22 protein-coding genes are annotated in these 23,040 nt (G+C 51.9%); 11 read left to right on the top strand and 11 right to left on the bottom strand.

Translation table 11 applies throughout. The features are described 5' to 3' along the window. Positions 1-53: 53 nt before the first annotated feature. Genes ACO0LG_RS24360 through ACO0LG_RS24350 form a run of 3 tightly spaced genes read right to left on the bottom strand, consistent with a single transcriptional unit; the run spans position 54 to position 1,620 of the window. Complete coding sequence (locus ACO0LG_RS24360) at positions 54-629, bottom strand: hypothetical protein (RefSeq protein ID WP_423030315.1); 576 nt, start codon at positions 627-629, stop codon at positions 54-56. 23 nt (positions 630-652) lie between these two features. Continuing rightward, positions 653-1,291, bottom strand: coding sequence for an HAD-IA family hydrolase (locus tag ACO0LG_RS24355; RefSeq protein WP_423030313.1), 639 nt, complete (start codon positions 1,289-1,291; stop codon positions 653-655). Then, entirely contained in the window at positions 1,291-1,620 is a 330-nt protein-coding gene (locus ACO0LG_RS24350; RefSeq protein ID WP_423030311.1) for an antibiotic biosynthesis monooxygenase family protein, read from the bottom strand. The genes ACO0LG_RS24355 and ACO0LG_RS24350 overlap by 1 nt, the downstream gene beginning before the upstream one ends. A 459-nt stretch (positions 1,621-2,079) precedes the next feature. On the opposite strand from ACO0LG_RS24350, the gene xdhA reads away from it, so the two are divergent. The 5 genes from xdhA (at position 2,080) to ACO0LG_RS24325 (ending at position 8,797) form a co-directional block, all read left to right on the top strand. Continuing rightward, entirely contained in the window at positions 2,080-3,570 is a 1,491-nt protein-coding gene (xdhA, locus tag ACO0LG_RS24345; RefSeq protein ID WP_423030309.1) for a xanthine dehydrogenase small subunit, read from the top strand. 18 nt (positions 3,571-3,588) lie between these two features. Beyond that, entirely contained in the window at positions 3,589-5,955 is a 2,367-nt protein-coding gene (gene xdhB, locus ACO0LG_RS24340) for a xanthine dehydrogenase molybdopterin binding subunit (RefSeq protein WP_423030307.1), read from the top strand. 38 nt (positions 5,956-5,993) lie between these two features. Then, on the top strand, positions 5,994-7,112 hold the full coding sequence (xdhC, locus tag ACO0LG_RS24335; RefSeq protein WP_423030305.1) for a xanthine dehydrogenase accessory protein XdhC: 1,119 nt from the start codon (positions 5,994-5,996) through the stop codon (positions 7,110-7,112). Positions 7,113-7,237: 125 nt separating this feature from the next. Beyond that, on the top strand, positions 7,238-8,566 hold the full coding sequence (gene guaD / locus ACO0LG_RS24330) for a guanine deaminase (RefSeq protein WP_423030303.1): 1,329 nt from the start codon (positions 7,238-7,240) through the stop codon (positions 8,564-8,566). Positions 8,567-8,572: 6 nt separating this feature from the next. Continuing rightward, positions 8,573-8,797: a 4-oxalocrotonate tautomerase gene (locus tag ACO0LG_RS24325; RefSeq protein ID WP_423030301.1), complete on the top strand. Its 225-nt coding sequence runs from the start codon at positions 8,573-8,575 to the stop codon at positions 8,795-8,797. Between the two features lie 180 nt (positions 8,798-8,977). Here ACO0LG_RS24325 and ACO0LG_RS24320 read toward each other — a convergent pair whose 3' ends face one another. Continuing rightward, a complete protein-coding gene (locus ACO0LG_RS24320) occupies positions 8,978-10,000 on the bottom strand; it encodes a BMP family ABC transporter substrate-binding protein (protein WP_423030299.1) in 1,023 nt (340 codons plus the stop codon). Positions 10,001-10,574: 574 nt separating this feature from the next. On the opposite strand from ACO0LG_RS24320, the gene ACO0LG_RS24315 reads away from it, so the two are divergent. The 3 genes from ACO0LG_RS24315 to ACO0LG_RS24305 all read left to right on the top strand — a co-directional run bounded on the left by ACO0LG_RS24315 (position 10,575) and on the right by ACO0LG_RS24305 (position 12,116). Further along, positions 10,575-11,039 carry a hypothetical protein gene (locus tag ACO0LG_RS24315; protein ID WP_423030297.1) on the top strand — a complete coding sequence of 155 codons (465 nt, stop codon included), beginning with the start codon at positions 10,575-10,577 and terminating at the stop codon, positions 11,037-11,039. A 92-nt stretch (positions 11,040-11,131) separates the two neighbouring features. Further along, positions 11,132-11,566 (top strand): DUF6386 family protein, encoded by a 435-nt coding sequence (locus ACO0LG_RS24310; protein ID WP_423030295.1) that lies wholly within the window; start codon positions 11,132-11,134, stop codon positions 11,564-11,566. Positions 11,567-11,636: 70 nt separating this feature from the next. Continuing rightward, entirely contained in the window at positions 11,637-12,116 is a 480-nt protein-coding gene (locus tag ACO0LG_RS24305) for a DUF6985 domain-containing protein (protein WP_423030293.1), read from the top strand. A 118-nt stretch (positions 12,117-12,234) separates the two neighbouring features. Here the strand turns inward: ACO0LG_RS24305 and ACO0LG_RS24300 are convergent, their stop codons facing one another. From ACO0LG_RS24300 to ACO0LG_RS24280, 5 genes are all read right to left on the bottom strand, one after another. After that, positions 12,235-13,395 (bottom strand): ABC transporter substrate-binding protein, encoded by a 1,161-nt coding sequence (locus ACO0LG_RS24300; protein WP_423030291.1) that lies wholly within the window; start codon positions 13,393-13,395, stop codon positions 12,235-12,237. A 30-nt stretch (positions 13,396-13,425) separates the two neighbouring features. Then, complete coding sequence (locus ACO0LG_RS24295; protein WP_423030289.1) at positions 13,426-14,664, bottom strand: cytochrome P450; 1,239 nt, start codon at positions 14,662-14,664, stop codon at positions 13,426-13,428. A gap of 78 nt (positions 14,665-14,742) precedes the next feature. Beyond that, positions 14,743-15,723 carry an MBL fold metallo-hydrolase gene (locus ACO0LG_RS24290; protein ID WP_423030287.1) on the bottom strand — a complete coding sequence of 327 codons (981 nt, stop codon included), beginning with the start codon at positions 15,721-15,723 and terminating at the stop codon, positions 14,743-14,745. 149 nt (positions 15,724-15,872) lie between these two features. Further along, positions 15,873-16,724: an HDOD domain-containing protein gene (locus tag ACO0LG_RS24285; protein WP_423030285.1), complete on the bottom strand. Its 852-nt coding sequence runs from the start codon at positions 16,722-16,724 to the stop codon at positions 15,873-15,875. Between the two features lie 51 nt (positions 16,725-16,775). Next, the gene (locus tag ACO0LG_RS24280) at positions 16,776-18,455 is read right to left on the bottom strand and encodes a methyl-accepting chemotaxis protein (protein ID WP_423030283.1); all 1,680 of its coding nucleotides are present in this window, start codon (positions 18,453-18,455) and stop codon (positions 16,776-16,778) included. Between the two features lie 577 nt (positions 18,456-19,032). Between ACO0LG_RS24280 and ACO0LG_RS24275 the strand changes: the two genes are divergently transcribed. After that, positions 19,033-19,773 (top strand): glycine-rich domain-containing protein, encoded by a 741-nt coding sequence (locus ACO0LG_RS24275; protein ID WP_423030281.1) that lies wholly within the window; start codon positions 19,033-19,035, stop codon positions 19,771-19,773. Positions 19,774-19,790: 17 nt separating this feature from the next. On the opposite strand, the gene ACO0LG_RS24270 is transcribed toward ACO0LG_RS24275, so the two are convergent. After that, positions 19,791-20,375, bottom strand: a complete 585-nt coding sequence (locus ACO0LG_RS24270) for a PilZ domain-containing protein (RefSeq protein ID WP_423030279.1) — start codon at positions 20,373-20,375, stop codon at positions 19,791-19,793. Between the two features lie 97 nt (positions 20,376-20,472). Continuing rightward, on the bottom strand, positions 20,473-21,501 hold the full coding sequence (locus ACO0LG_RS24265) for a GlxA family transcriptional regulator (RefSeq protein ID WP_423030277.1): 1,029 nt from the start codon (positions 21,499-21,501) through the stop codon (positions 20,473-20,475). Positions 21,502-21,803: 302 nt separating this feature from the next. Here ACO0LG_RS24265 and ACO0LG_RS24260 point away from each other — a divergent pair, with 302 nt between their 5' ends. Next, positions 21,804-22,256, top strand: coding sequence for a PaaI family thioesterase (locus ACO0LG_RS24260; protein WP_423030275.1), 453 nt, complete (start codon positions 21,804-21,806; stop codon positions 22,254-22,256). Continuing rightward, positions 22,256-22,810, top strand: coding sequence for a PaaI family thioesterase (locus ACO0LG_RS24255; protein ID WP_423030273.1), 555 nt, complete (start codon positions 22,256-22,258; stop codon positions 22,808-22,810). The genes ACO0LG_RS24260 and ACO0LG_RS24255 overlap by 1 nt, the downstream gene beginning before the upstream one ends. Positions 22,811-23,040 lie beyond the last annotated feature (230 nt).

Here is a 23,040-nt window from a genome sequence, read left to right as displayed (position 1 = left end):
GCACAAGAAGACCCTAGCCATGGGCCGCAAGCTTATGCTGCTGCCTTACTGGCTTATTGGAACACACAGTAACCAGCAATCAACCAGCGTTGATCCACTTTGACGAACTTGAATTCTTCCTCCCACTGATAAGGCGAGACCACAGTAACACTGGCTTTGTCACCATCCAGCTTGATGGTCTTGGCCTTGATTTTCTTGATGAAAGACGGCTTGTACTCATATTCCTGGGCGCAAAAGAAGATGTCCATATCCTCTGTTTCCATCAACGGCCCACGGCCATCCTTGGCCATCTGGGCAAATTCGGCATCGGTATAAGCCTTGAATTGCTGCTGGTACTTGCCATAGTAACGCTCCAGCGCCGCTGGGAAGTCAGGTGCAAAATAGCCGGAAGCCATGAACTTGCCACTAAAAGCCTTGAGGTTTTTGGTATCCAGCTGGAATTTCTTGCTGCCCGCAATATCCTTGATTTGCGGCTGCAAGGCCGAGACCTGTTTGCCATTCTTCAGCACCCAGCCATAAAAACCTTGCACCCCAGCCATCAAGGCCTGTTCATCCTGACTGCTTGCATTGACCATTGATGCGCTGCCCAATAAGGCCGCCAACAGGACTACGTTCAGGCTGGTTTTCATATTTACGGCTTTCAGGAGTGGATTTACAGATTCGACAATAAGAATGGTAACTCATTCATGCTGGAAAATCGTGGCACTTGTGGATAAGTCGCCACCTGTCCCGCATCGCCAAACCAGCAGGCTTGCATGCCTGCCGCGATGGCGGCTTGTATGCCTACCCCGCTGTCTTCAATCACGACGCAATCTGCGGGTGCAAATCCCATTTGCCGGGCAGCGTGTAAAAACAAATCTGGCTCTGGCTTCCAGGAAGAGATGTCGTATGAGCTGAAGATACGCGCGCCAAAAAAGCGGCTCAACCCTGTGAGGTCCAGCGCCTTCCTGATTTTTTGAGGTGGTCCGGCAGATGCAACGCCCATGGGCAAATCGAATTGCTGCAAGACTTCAATAACACCGGGGATAGCCTGCAAAGATTCTTCGAATAGCAAATCCACTGTGCGCCGGTAGCTGAGGATAAAATCCTCACCCAGATGCAGGTCATGCTGCTGCGACAAGATCTTGCAGATATCAGCCAACTTGCGGCCACGAAACCGCTGCGTCAGTTCAGCGAGATTTTCTTCTACGCCGTAGCGCTGCAATTCTATCTGCAAGCCCAGGTTGCACAGACCCTCGCTGTCCACCAAGGTGCCATCGCAATCAAAGATCAGGCAGGCGGGTTTATTCATTAGCCAGCATGCATAGAAACACAGGGATGTGCCAGCTTGCCATCACCATAAGTACGCAAGACTTCTGCCACGACGACCTGGTAACCATCGAGCCAGTTGGCCTGGGCAGCCTTGGCCTGCTGGTGTATGGGATTGGCAATCAGAGCCTGCAAGGCTTCCAGGTTGTCCCAATAATACACATTGGAAATCTGGCCCGTAGCCGCGTTTTCCCAGGTCTCTTCACCTAGATAACCGGGCGTGGATTTAGCCAGGCTGGCTATCTGTTCATCCAGCGCATAAAAAACATCGTCGTACTGTTTTTTCTTGAAGGTGAACGTGGAGGTGTACATGCGCAAGCCCGGCTGATTAAAAGAGTTGCAAATCATACATAAATTTGTAGATTTTTTGAGTTTTATTTCATGGTTGATAATACTTTGAATATTGATCGCATCGGTGGTGGGTGGTGATGTTGTTTTGATTTTTGCACCGATCAGTGTTTACGTTCTTACAGTGAATTAATCTACTAGCGCAAGACCAGATCTTTTGCAGGCGGTGAAACAGGAGCCCAGACCAGGCGTATTGATTGCTCGGTTCAGTATATAAAAACCGTGATATTCCCCATTCATGCACTGGTCTGCGCTTTTCCCCGTACTGTCTATACTGAAGACTGGCAAGGCTTTCCAGCCTGCGAGGGCGTTTAATCGTGGTTTATATTTTTGCACGCAGATAAGCTACATCATTTTATGCATATAGATGTCAGCGCCGCGGATGCTAACCTCGCCCCATAAGAATTTCATACCGGAGCATTCATGTCTGACCCTATTCGTTTCTACTACCAAGGCCAAATCCAGCAGGTAAGCAATGCTGCGCCTACGCGCACGTTGTTGCAGCATCTGCGTGAAGACTTGCATTGCACCGGCACCAAGGAAGGTTGTGCTGAGGGTGATTGTGGGGCCTGTACGGTTGTCATTGGTGAAATGAAACATGGTCAATTGGAGTTGCAGTCGGTTAATTCCTGCATACAATTCCTGCCCACTCTGGATGGCAAGGCGGTGTTTACGGTAGAAGACTTGCAACAAAAGAATGGTGAACTGCATCCCGTGCAGCAGGCGCTGGTGGAATGCCATGGCTCGCAATGCGGCTTTTGTACACCAGGGTTTGCCATGTCCCTGTGGAGCCTGTACCTGAAAAAAGAAGACAGTAAAACACCGCCATGCCGCAAGGAGATAGACGAAACCCTGTCTGGCAATCTCTGCCGTTGCACAGGTTACCGCCCCATTATCGATGCCGCAAAGCGCATGGGTGAATTGCCTGCGGCTGAGTTTGACCGTGCGGCCGTCATCAGTGGCTTACAAGGTTTGCAGCGTGGCGAGATGTTCAGCTATACGGCAGATGGCCAGACTTTCCATGCACCGCGCACTTTGCAGCAACTGGCTGACGTGCGTGAAGCTAATCCCAAGGCCACCATACTGGCAGGTTCCACCGACGTCGGCCTGTGGGTCACCAAGCAAATGCGTGATCTGGGCAATATCATTTATGTGCGTGAAGTCGACGAGTTAACACATATCAAGACCGTGGATGGCATGCTGGAGATAGGTGCAGCCGTGTCACTGAATGACGCCTATGGTGCGGTTTGCCAGCATTATCCGGATGAACTGACCGAGATGTGGCAGCGCTTTGCTTCGCAACCCATACGCAATACCGGCACGCTTGGTGGCAGTGTCGCCAATGGCTCGCCGATTGGGGATTCAGCACCATGGATGATCGCCCTGGGTGCTGAGATTGTCTTGCACAGCGTGCGCGGCCAGCGTGTGTTGTTGCTGGAGAGTTTTTACCTCGACTATATGAAAAAGGATATGCAGCCCGGCGAATTTGTCGCTGCCGTGCGCATACCCCTGCCCAAAGCCGGGCAACAATTCCGTACCTATAAACTCGCCAAGCGTTATGACCAGGACATCTCTGCCGTCTGCGCCGCTTTTGCGATCAGCCTTGATGGTGACAATGGCGACATCGTGCGTGATGCGCATATCGCTTTCGGTGGCATGGCCGCTACCTCACGCCGCGCACCGCTGGCAGAAGCAGCCTTGAACGGACAACCATGGAACGAAACGACAGTAAAAAATGCCATGGCCTTGCTGGCACAGGATTACACACCGCTGAGCGATATGCGTGCCAGCAATACCTACCGCATGCAGACAGCACAAAATCTCTTGCGCCGTTTCTGGCTGGAGACACGCACCGATGCGCCGCTGAAACTGCAGGCCATCAATGTCTTTGCCCCGATCACCGTCACTGCTTAATGAAGCTCAGGAGAAAACATGAATACCCAAACTGACGCTTTCCTGACCGACAAAAATCTCGCCAAAGACAATGCAGACTGGGCAGAGGTAGGCAAATCACATCCGCATGAATCAGCAGTGCTGCATGTGCTGGGTGAGGCGCGTTATACCGACGACATCCCTGAAGTGCAGGGCACCTTGCATGCGGCACTTGGCTTGTCGTCCAAGGCGCATGCGAATATTGTGTCCATGAATTTTGAGGCAGTCAAAAGTGCGCGTGGTGTGGTGGCGGTATACACCGCCAAGGATATCCCCGGCACCAATGACTGCGGCCCCATCATCCATGATGACCCTATCCTGTCAGAGGGCCTGGTTGAATATGTAGGCCAGCCCATCTTCATCGTCGTCGCTGACACGCATGACAATGCGCGCCGTGCCGTGCGCAAGGCCGAGATTACCTATGAAGAATTGCCCGCGATACTGACGCCACAAGAAGCAAAAAAAGCCCAGTCCTTCGTCTTGCCGCCGATGCGTTTGCAGCGTGGGGATGCGCAGGCTGCGTTTGAGCGCTCACCGCGTCGCGTCAAGGGTGAGTTGTATGTAGGTGGGCAAGAACAGTTCTACCTCGAAGGCCAGATTTCTTACGCCATCCCCAAAGAAGACCGCGGCATGCTGGTGCTGTGTTCTACCCAGCACCCCAGCGAAATGCAACATGTGGTCGCGCATGCACTTGGTGTACACAGCCACAACATCGTGGTTGAATGTCGTCGTATGGGTGGTGGCTTTGGAGGCAAGGAATCACAATCTGCCTTGTGGGCAGCGGCAGCAGCGATTTCTGCAATGCACCTGAAGCGCCCGGTCAAGCTGCGTGCTGACCGTGATGACGACATGATGGTGACAGGTAAGCGCCATTGCTTCCATTACGATTATGAAGTCGGTTATGATGATGAAGGCCGTATCATTGCCGCCAGGGTAGAGATGGTGTCGCGCGCCGGATTTTCTGCCGATTTGTCGGCACCAGTGGCAACCCGTGCAGTCTGCCATTTCGACAACACTTACTATCTTGGTGATGTCGATATCCGCGCCATGTGTGGCAAGACCAATACCCAGTCGAATACCGCCTTCCGTGGTTTTGGTGGCCCGCAAGGGGCGATTGCGATTGAATACATCGTCGATAATATCGCCCGCGACCTGAACAAGGATGCGCTTGAGATACGCAAGATCAATTTCTATGGCCGCAATGATGAAGAGGGGCGCAACGTTACACAGTATGGTCAGAAGGTCGTCGATAACGTCATCCATGAACTGGTGGCAGAGCTGGAAACCAGCAGTGAATATCAACAGCGCCGTGCCGACATCAAGGCTTTCAATGCAAGCAGCCTCGTCCTCAAAAAAGGCCTGGCACTGACGCCAGTTAAATTTGGTATCGCCTTTAACGTCACCCATCTGAACCAGGCTGGTGCTTTGGTACACATCTATACCGATGGCTCTGTACTGGTTAACCATGGTGGTTGTGAAATGGGGCAGGGCGTCAATACCAAGGTGTGCCAGGTAGTCGCGCATGAGCTGGGCCTGAACCTGGACAAGGTGCGCGCTACCGCCACTGACACCAGCAAGGTCGCCAACACCTCGGCCACGGCTGCTTCGACTGGTGCTGATTTGAATGGCAAGGCTGCGCAAAACGCCGCGCATACCCTGCGTCAGCGCCTCGCTGAATTTGCAGTAAAGACTTATGGTGGCGAGCTGGCAGGCATCCGCTTTGCGGCGGGCCTGGTCAGTGTCAATGGCCTGGATATCCCGTTTGAGGCCCTGGTGCAAAAAGCCTACCTGGCGCGGGTGCAATTATGGTCTGATGGTTTTTATGCAACGCCGGGTTTGCACTGGGACCCCAAGACCATGAGTGGGAATCCCTTCTCTTACTATGCTTACGGTGCCTCGGTATCTGAAGTCATCGTCGATACCCTGACTGGAGAATGGAAGCTCTTGCGTGCCGATGCGCTTTACGACGCTGGCAATTCTTTGAACCCTGCCATCGATATCGGCCAGGTGGAAGGTGCTTTCATCCAGGGCATGGGCTGGCTGACGACAGAAGAATTATGGTGGAACAAGGGCGGCAAGCTGATGACGCATGCACCTTCGACTTACAAGATACCGGCGATTTCTGATTGTCCTGAAGACTTCCGTGTCAGCCTGTTCAAGAACCGCAATGTGCAAGACAGCATACACAGGTCCAAGGCCGTCGGTGAGCCACCGCTGCTGTTGCCGTTTTCTGTTTTCTTTGCGATACGTGATGCGATTGCCAGCGTGGCAGATTACCGCTATAACCCGCCACTGAATGCACCGGCGACCAGTGAAGCGATCTTGTCGGCCATCAATGGCGTAGAAGCCTTGGCTGCTGCCAGCTAAGATAAAGTCAGACATAAAGTCAGACAAGCGAGTTCATCATGAAGCTTTGGTTAAATGCAATTGCCACACAAGCCGCCCCCACGATACTGGTGACGGTTGCCACGGTATTGGGTTCTGGCCCGCGTGAGCCGGGTGCCAAGATGCTGGTCACGGCAGATGATTTATTCGACACCATAGGTGGTGGCCATCTGGAAATGAAGGCGACAGAAATCGCCCGCAGCATGCTGGCTATGTCAGAAACCCAGCTGGCCGCCCAGCGCCGCTTTGAGCGTTTCCCGCTCGGCCCCAGCCTGGGTCAATGCTGTGGTGGTGTCGTACACCTGGCCTTTGAACGCGTGCAGGCTGACAGCCTGGCTTACTTGAATTGCCTGAACCAGCGCTGGCGTCTGGGGCAGGATAGCTGGCGTTTACTGGCGCTGGACAGTGCGCAAGAGCCAAGCCTGTGCGATGCCAATGGCACCCACCTGACAGGTCCGGCCTGGCCTGCGGGTTTGCCAGTGCAAATCGATACCAGCAATCCCTGTCAGGTCCTGACTGATGCAATGGGCCAGCGCTGGCTGCTCGATTCCTGCCTCGCTTACCGCGCCCACCTGATGTTGTTTGGCGCAGGCCATGTGGGTGCTGCCATCGTGCGTGCCATGGCTGATTTGCCTTGCCGTATCACTTGGGTCGATGAACGCGAAGATATGTTCCCTACCAGGCTGGCAGCGAATGTCACGGTAGAAGCAACGGATACGCCAGAGGCCCTGATCACCAAGGCAGCTCCGGGCACATCTTTCCTGGTGCTCACGCATAGTCATGCACTGGACCAGAAACTGTCTGAACATATCCTGCGCCTGCCGGATGTGGGCTGGTTTGGCCTCATCGGCTCGCAAACCAAGCGCGTACAGTTTGAACGCCGCCTGCGTGAACGTGGTATACCGGCTACCCGCCTCAATGACATGGTCTGCCCCATAGGTTTGCCTGGCATACATGGCAAGCAACCGGCAGTGATCGCTGCCTCCGTGGTTGCCCAGCTCTTGCAGGTCTGGGAAGATCATGACATCCATCAGCAAAAAGAACTCAGCCGTGTACTTGCGCGTATAGGATCTGATGTTTTTGCATCTAATACAGAAAAACGAGCACTAGATGAGTGTCACTTGCTGGCTAAGCGTTAAACTCTCGCTGTTAGCGCTTAGCACCCACCAGATCAATGCGAATGTGATGCCAGACCGGCAGACTTGATGAACAAGTCGTGGTCTGGCTTGATTGCGCCTGCAAGACAGAATTCAGAAAGACCACGATGAGCAATATTTCAAGTAAAAACACGCTGCAAGCTTACCGCGCCAGTGTGCTGCATTTCCAGCAAGACCCTGCCTTTCATGCGCAGGCTTATACCTGGCATGAAAATGGCCTGTTGATCGTTGACGACGGCAAGATCGTCGCCGCTGGCGAATATGCGCAATTGCATGCCAGCCTGCCAGAAGGTGCTGAGGTCGTCGATTACCGCGGCAAACTCATTGTGCCGGGTTTTATCGATACCCACATCCATTACCCCCAGACTGACATGATCGCCTCGCCAGCGCCCGGTTTGCTACCTTGGCTGGAGACTTACACCTTCCCCACTGAGCGACAGTTTGCCGACATCAATCACAGCGCCCAGGTCGCGCATTTTTTTATTGATGAATTGCTGCGCTGTGGCACGACGACAGCCATGGTGTATTGCACCGTCCATCCTGAATCCGTCGAAGCCTTCTTTACCGAGAGTGAAGCACGTAATCTGCGCATGGTGGCAGGCAAGGTCCTGATGGACAGGAATTGCCCTGAATTCTTGCGCGATACCGCAGAAGGTGGCATACGCGACAGCGAAACCCTGATCAAGAAATGGCATAAGCGGGGCCGCCAGTTATATGCAATCACCCCGCGTTTCGCACCTACCTCCAGCGACGCACAAATGCAACTGGCGGGTGAACTGGCACAGGCTTATCCCGATACCTTTTTGCAGACCCATGTCGCAGAAAATACCGATGAAGTGGCCTGGGTTAAAGCACTGTATCCAAAAGCACGCAGTTATCTCGATGTGTATGACCAGTACGGCATGCTGCGCCCGCGTGCCATGTACGGCCACTGCATCTGGCTCGACGATGCCGACCGTGCGCGCTTGGCAGAAACGCAATCGGCAGTGGCGATGTGCCCGACATCCAATCTCTTCCTCGGCAGTGGCCTGTTCAATTTTGAACGTGCCGACGCCCAGCAAGTCAGCCTGTCACTGGCCACCGATGTCGGTGGTGGCACTTCATTCTCGATGCTGCGCACCATGAATGAAGCCTACAAGATGGCACGCCTTGGTGGTACTTATCTGCCTGCGCTGCGCATGTTTTACCTGGCAACCCTGGGTGGCGCACGCAGCATGCAGCTTGAAGGCACGATAGGTAATTTCGTCAAGGATGCAGAAGCCGATTTCATCGTACTAGACCCGCAAGCCACGCCTTTGTTGGCACGCCGTACCGGACATACCGAAAGCCTTGATGAATTGCTGTTTGCGCTCGCCATGCTGGGGGATGACAGGACAGTGGCGGCTACTTATGCTGCAGGTAAACTGGTACATCAACGACAAGCCGTGCATAACTGATTTATGATGGTGGATATTGTTCAAATCATCCGAGGAAAAACCATGCCCACCATCAATGTACAAATGTTTGAAGGCCGCACGCTGGAACAAAAGCGTGCCTTCGTCAAAGCTGTCACCGAAGCTAGCGCCCAGACTCTGGGTTGTTCTCTCGACGCTGTGGATATCATCATCCAGGAAATCAAGCGTGAAGACTGGGCGTCTGGCGGGACTTTGTGGTCAGACAAAAAATAAAACCTGAATAAATTCAAGTCAAAAAGCCTTGGTAGGGTGCGCCGTGTGCACCATTTTTTGACGCAGGCATAAGCTTCTTTGAATGAAGTTATACTTCTCCTGAGATTTTTGACGACAAGGGCGGTGCGCACGGCGCACCCTACTTGCGCCTCTTGCACACGCAGTTTTCCATGCAGCTTCTTATTCCACTTTCAGCTTGCCCTTGATAATCGCCTGACTGGCTTCGCGCAGTTTTTGCAGCACCGGCCGCTGGCGCAGGATATCGCAATCAGAATATGCCGCATCAGTGCTGATACCGGTCAGCGATACTGCGCCTTCTTTCAAGCCATATTCAATCCTGGTTGCGGTTGATCCGCCTACAATAGCCGCGACTGCCAGGCTGATGGCAGTATCACCATGCACCTGCATATTGTCGATGACTTTGCCCGCAGTTTTGGGGCACTGATTCACATAATTGCCTATGGCCCGTGCTTTGCTGTTGCCAGCAAGCGCTTTGAACACACCATAATTGCTGCTGCCAGCGGCGGCATAAATCATATCCACACCATCCGCCAGCATGCTCTTCGCCAGCACCTCGGCATGCGCTGTGTCATTGAAGGGCTGGCTGCCTTCTATCCAGACAACATGGTTCAGGTCAGCATCCGGCCTGACGGACTTCGCACCGGCGATAAAGGCATCCACAGGTTTTTGCTTCTGCGGCGTCTTCACTGCACCGATGACACCTATCTTGCCACTGGCTGATACCAGCGCCGCCTCCATGCCCGCCAGGTAACTGGCTTCGCTTTCACGAAAGCTGATGCACAGCAGGTTGGGCGGTGGATTAGTGATGCATTGTTCCAGCATGATGAAACGCACATGGGGCGCAGCGCGTGGCACGGTATCGAGCAATTCCCTGAACTCATACCCTATCATGACAATGACATTTGCCCCCAGCCTGATGGCATTTTCCAGTTGCCTTTGCCTGCTTGCACGGTCGGTTTGGCTGGTCAGGGTAGTGGCTTGCATCTGATACATGTGTGCCGCCTGTTTGATGCCATCACTGCCTTGTTGCAAGTAAGGATCATCGTTATCAGGGACAGGACGTACGTAGAAAATTTTTTGTGCTTCTGCGGCGTGGGCGGGATTGTTTGTCATGCTGATCATGAAGCTCATGATCAGTAGTGTTGCCTTGATAATTTTGTTATTGCGGATGCTGGTTTGCATCGTCGTCCTCCAGATGTTTTTACTGCTGGCTTTGGGGTCAGCATGAGCTTTTATCTTGGAGGAAAATTGTGTTTTCTCAGTGGGTTGAAGGTAATATTGGATATGGGTTTGGGGGGATAGTGGGGCAGGGGGCTTATGTTAGTCGGGGCTAGTTTTTACCAATGAAAGGTGCCTGCATTAAGATGATTGTGAGTCTTTGCTGGAATCCACCAGATTGGTGCACGGTAGCGTTTTCGAAGAATTATGGCATGATGAAAATTAATGAAGTAAATATTAGATGCCTAAAATGAATCTCATTTAAAAAACGCGATATCTTAACGATGCGATTAAAGATCGAAGGTGTCGCACCTTTCGAAATTCATCATTGTGAAAATTCTGTTGTTATATGGATTCCTCATGGTCAGTCTGCTGACTTTTATGTAAACGGCGACGAAGTTATAACCATTTGCAGTCAACACATCTGGTAAGTAAAGAAAGAGCTTAATGTTGCTGTATTTCCAGGTCTACTGGCGATTATGCAAAGCTAATCGCCCCTGAGAGCTAATTATCGTTAATAAGACGAGGAGTAGTAACTGTGTATTTAAATTTGCCTACCTTACCAACTTCGGCAAAACTGGTTTATGAATTATTGATGGAACTTGCGCATGATCTTGAACAGGTATCTTTAGCTCAGGCACTTACTCTGGACGAGACAAGGCCTCTTATGGGATTAAGAGGAACATACGGTCTTTTTGGAAGCGAGGAATGGTGGAGGAATATTGCCAATGGTCTTATGCCGACAAAAGTTATATCTGGTGTTATTGAAAGAGTTTACTCTTGTGGGCAAGACTCAGACAATGAAATAAACACGATGGATGTTATTTCAAAGAAGGGGGAACACTTCATGGAAGGGATATATCTTAATTTTGAAGAGGATCTGTCATTATTTAAAGTCGGTGCCGAAGTTTATATTTTTTATGCATTGGATCCTCTGAAAAGAAAAAATTCAGATGGTCAAGTTCAATTTTCCGAGATCGTTATAGAAGTGGCTATTTCGTGAATCTCTTTTGATGCGAGAAAGTTGAAGCTAGTTTTAACCATTCCTCATTCCAGAATTGTGAGCAATTACAAACAGCGAAATTAAGATTTTCTATGAATACTTTTGAATTTGTGACTGACACCGCGACCATGTGCGTTTTTGACCTTGCATGTTTGAAACATCGTCTTGAAGACGATGCGGATTGGTGGAGTATTCCAAATGCTGAAATTCAGGAAGTGAATAAAGGTAATGTGGCTTTCTTGAATTTAGAAAGCGATGGGAAATACTCTGTTTCTATCGTGGATGCTGTAGATGAGCCAGATGCATGCGTAAATTTGAAGTTCAGTTCTGGACGAGTTTTTTTTGGTGCTGCCGAAGAAGTGAGCAGTGATGGATTAGAGCCTGAAGCCTTGAGAGGCGGAATATTCCTTGAGTTTCCTGCTGGGCTTTATGCTTTGCATATTAAAAAGACTGGGTTTTCAATATCTCTTGCGATAAAGATTTCTGACATCAGTACCAACTCATTTTGCAGTGTCGTCCGAATTTGAAATACTATTCAGTTAGAAAAGGGGTAGTCTCCACTACGTGTGTTGATATAAAAAAATGTGAGAAAGATTAGTGAAAAAACTAAAGGACCAGATACTAGGTGACCTAAGTTATGAATATGCTTGGACTCGACCATATCGTTGTGTTTTCTTGGGTGAAGAAGTAAGCGTTAACCTTGTTGTATCTTGTGATGAAGGTGATGAAATCGAATATAGTCAGCGGGAGGCTTTTCAACGGTTTGACGAAAAAGCAGACGCATTTCTAGCGCAAGCTGAGGCGGCCATATTTGATTACTACCAAAATAATTGTCAGGAATATAGAGACAGGTTTGGCATTGAATTTGCTGATGAGATGGCTCCAATTATTTACAGTCAATCACAACTAGGCACTATCGTTTTACTCACTGAAATTTTCATCAAGCAGTCATTTGGCGCAAATGAAAGAATAGTTGGCTTGCTTTATGATTGCTCATGGGAGCCGTCGCTGGGACTGGCAGTAAAATTTGTTGATGAATGTTTGGAAGAAGTAGGAATTCAGGACATAGTTCTTTGATATTGTCTATGTGGTCAGAGGCAATTCAGCTGTCCTGTATTGCCAGGACAGCGGGCGATTACGCAAAGCTAATCGCCCCTACTATCGTATAGCGGTTAGAAAATTTTTTCGCCTTACTTTACTCCGCCTGATAAACCCATTTCCCACCCTTGATCTGCACCATGACACGCGCTCTTTGATCGAGGCCGAGGTGGTCTGCTTTGCTCATGTTGACAACGCCGTTGGTAGTCGCCAGGCCGTGTGTCGCTTCGAGGGCATCACGCAAAGCTGCGCGGAATTCTGCTGTGCCGGGCGCGGCTTTTTTCAAGGCGACAGGGATGGCTTGCTGCAGCAGCAGGCCAGCATCCCATGCGTAGGAGGCGAATGCTGCAAGGCTGCCAGCGCCGTAAGTAGTTTCAAACTTGGTGGAGAAATCCAGGGCAGCTTTTTTGACGGGATTGTTGTCCGCTAGTTGTCTGGCGACCATGACCGGGCCGGTGGGCAGGAAGGTGCCATCGCAGTCTTTGCCGCAGACGCGCAGGAAGTCGCTGTTGGCGACGCCGTGGTTGTGGTAGATGCGGCCTTTGTAGCCGCGTTCTGCCAGGGTTTTTGGGGGGAGGGCGGCGGGTGTGCCGGATGCACCGACGACGATGGCGTCGGGGTTGCCAGACATCAGTTTCAAGACCTGGCCAACAACGCTGTTGTCATTGCGGCTGAAGCGCTCTGTCGCTACTACCTTGATTTTTTTGAGCTCGGCATACTTCGTCACTTCCACCAGGAAGGCTTCACCGAGGGCATCCGAGAAACCGATGAAGCCCATGGTTTTGACGCCTTTTTTGCTCATGTCTTCGGCAATCGCAATCGCCATCATGGTGTCGGTCTGTGGCGTCTTGAACATCCAGGCTTTATTCGCATCCATGGGTTCTATGATGCGATTGCTGGATGCGAGGCTGATGGTCGGGGTCTTGCCTTCACCGATGACGCCGAGCATGGCGAGCGAGTTGGGCGTGGTGGTCGAGCCTATGATGGCATCGACTTTTTCTTCCGAAATCAACTTGCGGGTATTGGTCACGGTTTGCGTGGTATCGGAGGCATCATCGAGGACGATGTAGTCGACTTTTTTACCTGCGATTTCCTTGGGCAGCATGGCAATCGCATTTTTCTCGGGGATGCCCAACGAGGCAGCCGGGCCAGTCGATGAAATGGTGACGCCTATCTTGATTTGTGCCTGGGCACTGATGCAGAGCAGGCCTGCTGCCAGTGCCAGCAGGCTTTTCTTGATGTTGGTATTTGTCTTCATTTTGTCTCCGTATTTTTGTTGTGAGTCGTTTTATAGTTTGCAGGGTACTGATAAAAAACCGCGGAAGCGTACGCGCCCACCTCTGACGGGTGCTGCGCTTAATTGGTAGTTCGGGAAGCGGGCCAGCAGGCGGGAAATTGCTATCCTGCCTTCAAGCCGCGCCAAAAACATGCCCGCGCACTGGTGTATACCGGAGGCGAAAGCCAGGTGACGGTTCGGGCTGCGGCTGATGTTAAGTTGGTCAGGATCAGGGAATTGTAAGGGGTCGCGATTGGCCGCACCTATGCACAGGCTGATGCGGCTGCCAGCGGCGATAGCGGCATCGCCGATCTGCGTATCGACCGTCGTCATGCGGTTGCCCAATTGGTTGGAACTTTCAAAGCGCAGGAATTCTTCTATGGCGGTGTTGATCATTTCTGGCTGGGCGATCAGGCGGGCCTTTTGTTCTGGCCATTCCTGCAAGGCGACCAGGCCATTGCCGATCAGGTTGGTGGTGGTTTCATGTCCTGCATTGAGCAGGAACACACAATTTTGCAAGAGCTCGGTTTCAGTCAGCTTTTCACCATTGGCTTCGCCTTCTATGAGGCGTGTCAGCATATCGGTTTTTGGGTCACCGGGATGCAGGCGGCGCTTTGCCACCAGTTGTTTCAGGTAATCCAGAAATTCTGCGACACATTGATTGGCATAGGCAAAAAATTCTGGCGTGATGGCGGGCTCCAGCGCACCAAGTATGGCGAGTGACCATTCCCGCAGCGGCTCGCGTTCATCATGCGGCACGGCCAGCAGATTACCGATGATTTCTACTGGTATGGCAGAGGCGAAATCGCTGATGAGATCGACTTCTCCCTTGCTTTCCATCTGATCCAGCAAACCATCCACCAGCTTGATGAGGCCTGGTTCAGTATCTGCCATGGCAGCGGGTGTCAGGCCACCCGTAATGAGACGGCGCACTCTTGTGTGCAACGGCGGATCATTGAAGACCAGGCTATTGGTGTGATGTTCATACAGCAGCGAATCACCATAGCGGGGTTTGAATTCCAGTTTTTTGTCTGAACTGAAAGTTTTGGCATCTTTGTACACATGCACTAGGTCGGCATAACGCGTCAGCAGGTAAGAGCCATCCGGCATCTTGCGCACGGGTGTCTGCTCGCGCAGGGCATGGTAGTAAGGGTAGGGGTTCTGGTAAAAGTCTGCGGGCAGGTGGCGCAGGTCAAAATCATCACTGATGAGCGGCATTGATGTGACGATATTCTGATACTGAGAAGACATAAAAATCCCGGCAAAGGACAGAGTTTGCACTGTGTCCGATTTGCCGGGTACTGTCAATCAGGCAGATGACAATTCAGATCATGGCAGGGGTGCATAATTCAGTGGCGTCCAGGCATAGCCCTTGCCTTCTTTGCGCACATAACCGAGGGCGGGAAAGGCCAGGTGCGCGGCGCCTACCAGATAGCCATGCTGCGCTGCATCAGCGTAAGCTTTTTGTCTTTGCGCATAGGCTGCCTTGCTGTCACTATCGAATTGTATGGTGACAGCGGGGTCGTCAAACTGCACTGCAGCAACGTGCATCAGGTCACCCCACAACATCAGGGTCTGGCCCTTGCTTTCGACTTTATAAGTGCTGTGGCCAGGGGTATGGCCGTGGGCTACTATGGCCTTGATACCGGGTGATAGTTCAGTATCACCTTCAAACGGTTTCAACTTGCCAGCCTGCACATAGGGTTTCAGGATGGCGATGGCTTTTTCAAAACTGCCTTTGGCGTCTGCTTTGGCTTGGTCCAGGTTGGCCTGGCTTAACCAGTAGTCTGTGTCATGCTGGTCTATGCGTATGATGGCGTTGGGGAATACGGCTTTATCACCATCCACCAGGCCACCAATGTGGTCAGTATGCATGTGCGTGATGTAGATTTCATCAACCTGCTCAGGCAGGTAACCGGATGCTTTCAGGTTCGCCTGCAGCTTGCCAACGGTAGGACCAAAAAATACACCTGCACCGCTATCGATCAACACCAGCTTGCTACCGGTATTGATGAGGAAGGCATTGAATGAAGTGACGACCGGGCTTTGCTGATGGTATTTGGCGAGCGCTTTGCCGACTTTTTCTGGCGTGGTATTGGTCAGCAGCTTATCGACAGGCAGGGGTACTGTGCCATCAGACAAGGCTGTGACTTCAAAATCACCCAGCATGGTGCGGTAAAAGCCGGGGGCGCTGGTTTTTACCATAGGTGCGGCAGCATGGGCGCTGATAGCGGGGATGCCAAACACGGCGATGCCAGCGAGAATGGAAGAACTGAACAGGCCGGAGCGGAGCAAATTTTTCAATTGCATGGTTTTTCCTTGTAAGGTGGCAGAGGCGCAGCAGGCTGCTATCTTTCACAAGGCAGCAAGCTGTGCAGGTAAAATTGCAAATGCGCCAGCCATTATGCCGAATTTCTGCCAACTTCGTTAGAAACCAAAAATGAGAAGATAAGTGAGTGCTAGCTGATCAGGGATGCAGTCAGGGCATCGACTTCTTCAGCCGATTCAGACAGGATGGAAAGCAGGGTACCTTCACCGACTGCAAAATCAATCTCCGAGGCTGACTGGCGTATGCTCTCTGGCGAGCGCGGGTCCAGCGGTGATGGTACTGCGGCCAGCTCATTGGCCAGCAACAGGGTGTCGCCCAGGGTTTCTGGTGGCATGACGCGCATGCCATACCACAGGGCTTCTACTGCCGAGACCACGCGTTTGGGTACCAGCAATTTATTCAGGACGGCGCGGCCTATGAAGGTTTCATCGGTTTCTGCCAGTGCATCTGGCGATGCCGGGCTGGGATCAATTTCCAGCAAGGCCGGAAACTCCTGGGCCCGCGACAGCAGGTAAAAACCACCGACTTCATGCACGATGCCCGCGAACAGCGCAGTCTCGGCATCGACCTTGCTGACCTTGCGGGCAATCAGGTGGGCCAGTGCCGCCACATAGGCAGAATGACGCCACAGTGCTTCCATCTTCGCACGTATGGCTGGATCAGAGACGGCGGCACTGAGTTGGCGCATGACGACAGCAGCGGTGACCGAGCGCAGGGTGTTGAAGCCCAAAATGGTGATGGCCGTGCGGATATTGGTGACGCCGCCACCAAAGCGGTTATAGGCGACAGAATTGGCAATGGCAACCACGCGGGCTGACATCAGGGGTTCAGTCATGACCAGTTTTGCAGCTGTTTCTATACCGCAGTCCGGGTCGTCGAGAGCCTGTTGTATCTTGAGCGAGGCGTTGACATTGGTTGGGAAGACCAGATCACCCTTGCTGGCTTGTTCAACAATACTCTTTAATGCTGCCGACTTGTTCATAATGTGTTTGTTAGCGCAGACCCCAGGCAGGAGGTCTGCTCCCACCGCCTGCTAATTTTTATTGAAACCCAGTGCCCTCACCAGTTTACCAGCAGTTGCCATGATCAAGGAGGGTTCCTCATCAGTATAGTCATTGCGTACCGGCGTTGCCTGGACTTGCTGCACCCTTCGTACCGTATTTGCCGAGTTGTCCAGCTTGAAGGCTGACACTGCCCTGGCCAGGATGTTTGCCTGTTCTTCCATGCTTTCTGCCGCTGCGGCTGCCTGTTCTACCAGTGCGGCATTTTGCTGCGTCATTTCATCCATCTGGTTGATGGCACGGTTGACTTCTTCTATGCCTGAGCTTTGTTCCTGACCAGCTGCGGTGATCTCGGCCATGATTTGCGCTACATGTTTGACTGAGCTGACGATTTCATTCATGGTTTTGCCAGCCGCATCGACGAGCTTGCCACCTGCATCGACTTTTTCTACCGAGTCACCAATCAGGGTTTTAATCTCTTTGGCGGCACTGGCGCTGCGTTGTGCCAGATTGCGTACTTCTGACGCCACCACCGCGAAGCCACGGCCTTGCTCACCGGCGCGGGCCGCTTCCACCGCTGCATTCAGTGCCAGGATATTGGTCTGGAAGGCGATACCGTCGATAACACTGATGATATCGACAATCTTGCGTGAGCTTTCCTTGATGGAGTTCATGGTGTGCACCACCTTGCCGACTTCTTCACCACCCTTGATGGCGAAGTTGGACGCAGAGGTGACCAGGCCGTTCGCCTGTCTGGCATTGTCGGCATTGTGTCTGACGGTTGCGGTGATTTCTTCCATCGAGCTGGCAGTTTCTTCGAGAGCGCCGGCCTGGGTCTCTGTGCGCGAAGACAGGTCGGAATTACCGCTGGAGATTTCTACGGCTGCAATCGCAATCGCATCAGTACCTTGCCTGACTTCACTGACGATGTTGTGCAGGTTGTCACTCATTTCTTTCAGGGCATTGAGCAACTCGCTGATTTCATCGGTGCCATCCGCGGCTTCACGGAAAGACAGTTCACCTGCAGCCACACGTTTGGCGATGGAAACCGCATCACGCAAGGGGGTGGTGATACTGCGTGTCATGAAGATGGAAAATCCTGCACCAAATAACAGGATCACCGCACCAATGGCGAACAGGGTGAAGGTCAGTTGCTTGCCCTTGCTCTCTGCCGTGGCAGACAGCTCCGACGCAGCCTTGTTCTGGATTTCTACCAGTTTGTTGATTTCCAATATGGCTTTTTGTTGCAATGGATCAACTTGGGTGGCGATCAGCTTCACGGCTTCTTCACCATTGAAAGCCAGCAACATTTTCATCGCCTCCTTAATGGGGAAATCGATTTGTTTGTCGAGTTCAGAAACTGCATCGATGATTTTTTTCTCTTCGGCACTCAGGCCCAGGGCGATGAGTTTCCCTCTGGCTTCAGCGAAGCGGGCCTGTTGTTTTTTGGAGATGACGTTTTGCTTGTCGCTTTCACCGAGGTCGGTTTGCAAACCGATGTTGCGGATAGCGATACCGCTTTCCAGCATGCTGCTTTTCATGGTGGCAGCAAGTTCGCTTTTGCTATGAGAGAGTTCGAGGCCTGCAACCATATCCTTGCGGTTACTGGCACTGAAGATGCCATCGATCACTAGTATGAGTACCAGGCTAGCCAGTATCACACCAAAGCCCACAGCGAGTCGGGTACCTATGCGCAAGTGACGCAAATTCATAGTGAATCTCCCACAAAGAAGTTCAGTTACTACGAGGTCGTGCCTATATAAAATCTTTACCTGGTATTGCGCTTACTTTGATGATCAGGCTGAATGACAACATGCAAGCTGCATGCCAGCGACAGACTTGATTTCATCATGCCACGTATGGCTTTTGTCACTCCAGGCAATCATGTGAATGATGTATAAGATTTCAGATCAGCCCTTATAAGCAGTTTACGATCTTACTGCGCGAGCACAATAGTAATTAATGCGGGACTCATGTGCTGCTCAAAATGCTCATGTACTAGAGTACATTCCGCTTTTTGCGCTGCGTTTTTGTTACCCTGATCCCGCTGCCGCACGCTCGCTACAGATCGTAAACCGATTCTTAGAAAAAATATTTTTCATAAAACAACATATCAGAATCCGGGGAAGAGAAAATCTGGTATCTCTTACCGGTCTTGGAATAAGCTACGGTGCAGTCTGCCTTGCCGGTACGATGTACCTTTACATCCATACTATGCCAAAATTGCTTTGGCGCAAAGCATGCGTGGCACAAGATTTTGTTAAATTCTATTGATTGAGGGCAAGCCCGATGCACTTACTATTTGGCGTTGTTGTACTTGTGCTGGCCGCCAGTCTGATGTTTGTCTGGATACGCTGGCGCCGGGCAGCGCAGGCTGACTATATACGTAGCTACATGTTTCCACCCGGACTGTTGGAAAGACTACACAAACAGCGTCCTGATCTGAACGTCAAAGACCAGCAACTGGTCGCGCGTGCCTTGAGACAATTTTTCCTGGTGTATCTGAAATCCGGTTTCAAGCATATTTCCATGCCTTCCCAGGTGGTCGATGATCTGTGGCATGAATTTATACTTTATACAAAAAACTACGAACAATTCTGTAAAAAAGCTTTTGGCCGTTACATGCATCACACCCCAGCCGCAGTTCTGGGTGCTAACCGGCGTGGCAACGAAGGTTTGCGCCGCACCTGGTGGTTTGCATGCCTCGAAGAGAATATCAACCCGCGCCGTGCGACGCGCTTGCCTCTACTGTTTGCACTCGATGCCAAATGGAATATCGCAGATGGCTTTCGCTACGCACCCGATTGCAGCGCCTTGCGCAAGAATGGGGATGGCACGGTGTATTGCGGTGGTGACTTTTATGCCGGTAGCGATAGCGGCAGTAGCAGTGACCCAGGCTATGATTTTGGTGATTCCAGCCACCAAAGTAGCCATGGCAGTCATGCAGATAGTGGTGGGGGCGACAGTGGCGGTGACAGTTCGGGCTGTAGCGGAGGTTGCGGCGGCGGCTGTGGAGGGGGAGGCGATTAGCGTTTGTGTTTTGTTATTTAAGCATTGCTAGGTCTGAGTGCGGCATTGCTGCTTTCCAGCCTGTCCATCAGGATTTTCTTTTCACCGGCATGGAAGTTCAGGAACTCCAGGCCGATGCGGAATGAGAATTGCGATAGGATGGTGTACACCATCTTGCTCTCGACTTCTATTTTTTGCGCCTGCATGCCTACGTTAAGCGGAGGCAGCGTCATGACCAGTTTGACCTTGCCGCTAAAGAAGACATTGTAGTCACAAAACATGCTGAGACCATTTTCGGAAATATCGTTGACCTTGCCGTAATAACTCAGTTTTTTCCCGGCCTGTTCATGCGTCAGCGTCACTTTCCATTTGACCAGATAGCGGGTGTGCGAACGCAATAGTTGCGTTCTGACGACATTGAATTTGGCCAGCGTATCCGAGATGGCCGGGTTTTGGGATGGAGGGGTATCCTGCACCAGGATGGCCTCAGCCAAATCCGGGGCTGTCAGAGGCGGTGTCAAAAGCCCTTCTTCAGGGGCCACATCCTTCAAGGAAACGGGCGCTTCTGGCGCTGTCGTTTCAGCGCCATACGAGACTTTTCTTTTTCCGGGTAGCTTGTGCATGCAAAGATTATATCCAGAAAAGTCTTGGAAATAATTTCCATAGGGAAATTAAGGTGGATTTCCTTAATTTTTTTGTATGAAATTTGTAGCCTGGCCCTTAGGTGCTGGTAACCAGACGTCTTGCAGGCCTGAATTGCTCACGATAACTGGCAGGCGACAGGCCCGAATGTTTTTTAAACAGTCGGCGAAATGAACTTGGGTCGCTATAACCCGTGCGTTCTGCCACTTGCTCCAGTGTCAGGGTAGTGGTTTCCAGCAGGCGCTTGGCGATGTCCATCTTGACTTGCTGGGCATAACTGGCGGGTGTGGTATCGAGCGTCTGGTGGAAGTGGCGTATCACGGTGCGTTCACTGACTGCAAGGTGGCGGGCCAGTGCAGGCAGGCGGAAAGGCAGGTGATGATGCAGGCTCAGCCATTTTTGCGCACGTTGCACCAGGATGTTTTCATGCTGGTGGGTATCTTGCTGTGTCAGGCTCAGCATTTGCATGTATGGCATTTGCGAAGTACGGTTGGCATCGATGAGCAAGGTCTTGGCAACACCACTGGCGATATCCTGGCCACCAAAGCGCTCCACCAGATGATAGGCTAGATTCAAAAAGCTGGTGGCGGCACCGCTGGTCAGGATATTTTCATACTCATCCAGTACTTCCGACAGGCGCAGGCTGACTTCAGGGTAGCGGGTCTTGAAAGCTCTCTCCAGCCACCAGGTGGTCGTTGCATGGCCACCATCCAGCAAGCCCGCTTCGGCCAGCAAAAACGTGGCACTGCAATTGGCCGCCAGCACACAGCCCTGGGAATGTCTGGCCCGCAGTATGGGGAATAGTTCCCGCATGGCATGCATGCTGCTGGTCAAGCCGGTAACGCCGTTTTCCATGTACAAGCCGGGTAATAAAATGATGTCGGCCTTGCTGTCGGCACGTATGCAGGCGTCCGCACCCAGGCTGACTCTGGCAGGTGTCATGACAGGCTTGCCATCGATGGAATGGGTGCTCCAGGTGAACAGGGGATCTACATCATCGACGTTCTTGAGCGACCAGATAGCATTGGCAACAGCAAACACATCCAGTGGGCCAGTGACCGCAGATGCCATGCATTGAGGGTAGAGCCAGACTTCGATATGTGCCATTTGTCGTAATCTGCATTAAAAGAGTCAATACTGACACTGTCAGCACTTTCCTGCAATAACTAGAATGTAGGCTGGAAAGTAGTTTATTAGGACTTACGCAAAATTGTCCCAGCAAGGCTATCGCTGTGGGAACCATCCCTTGCAGGGGATGGTTGTTTCGTTGGCAGACAATATGTTGTCTGAAACCCCAACTACACCGTAGCGACGAACACAGTACTTTAGTACCGAATTTGCTAAATGCTGGAGCTGCAACGCAGCTGGGGCGGTTTTTCGTATGTCCTATTTATAGGAGCAAAGGAAAAATGATGACCTCAGCAGATATAACCACTAATACAGCAGCAGAAGAACAGGCTCAACGCCTGAACCAGTTTGGTGCCCAATTTTTACCCGGTCACCTGGGTATCAATATCTTGACGGTAGAAAAAGGTAAAGTCACGGCAGAATTGCCAGTGCTACCACATCTGCTGGCCCCCAACGGCTATCTGCATGCAGGTAGCGTGGTTACCCTGGCAGACACCGCTTGCGGTTATGGCTGTGTTGCCAGTTTGCCAGAAGGCGCGCAGAGCTTTACGACCATAGAACTGAAATCCAATCATCTGGGCACGGCCCGCGCTGGCACCATCAGCGTGGTCGCTACAGCAGTGCATCTGGGACGCACTACCCATGTATGGGATGCGGTAGTCAGTTATGAGGGCAAGACCATTGCCCTGTTTCGTTGTACCCAAATGATTTTATTCCCCCGGAAGGATGCATGATGAGTGAGGCAAAGAAAGACACAAAGAGTGACGCAGCAGCGATTTTGAAACAATGGCAGGAACAGGAAGCCGCAGTCCGCGCCCGCATGGCAGAACCTGGTGTGCTAGGCCTGGATCAATTGAAAGCCGTGAGCGGTATCGATTTTTTGCGCGGCATCCTCGAAGGGAAATATCCGGTCGCGCATATAGGCAAGACACTGGATTTCATCCCGGTAGAGGGGGAGGCTGGCCGCATCGTCTTCCAGGGTACCCCAGGCTTGCAGCACTACAACCCGTTGGGTAGTGTGCATGGCGGTTATTTCTGTACCTTGCTGGATTCTGCGGTTGGTTGTGCCGTGCAATCGATGTTACCAGCAGGTGTTGGTTATACCACGCTGGAGATCAAGGTGAATCTGATCCGTGCGATGAGCGCCAAGACCGGACCTGTGCGGGCTGAGGGCAAGGTCATACAGGTGGGCAAACAGGTTGGCACTGCTGAGGGTCGTATCGTGGATGCGGCAGGGAAGATTTATGCGCATGCAACGACGACATGTTTGATTTTTCCTTTGCCTTGAGAGGCCTATGGGGCTCTGCCGATGAACGGCAATCTAAGATAAGCGGCAATCTCAGATTCGTCGCTCCAGCGCAGGCTAGAGCCTAGTGGCGTTCGTTGCATACTTGTGTCGTGTGTCAATGTGATTGCCCTTCGTGGAAACAGGCCGGGTCTCGGCCCGGCGGCCGAAATACTTTCTTTGCGTCGCCAAAGAAAGTATTCAAAGAAAGGCGACCCAGGCGTCGCTGCCCC

Source organism: Undibacterium sp. Ji42W (assembly GCF_049340405.1).
In the GTDB taxonomy this organism is placed as follows: Bacteria; Pseudomonadota; Gammaproteobacteria; order Burkholderiales; family Burkholderiaceae_D; genus Undibacterium.
This window is presented reverse-complemented; position numbering and strand designations above follow the sequence as displayed.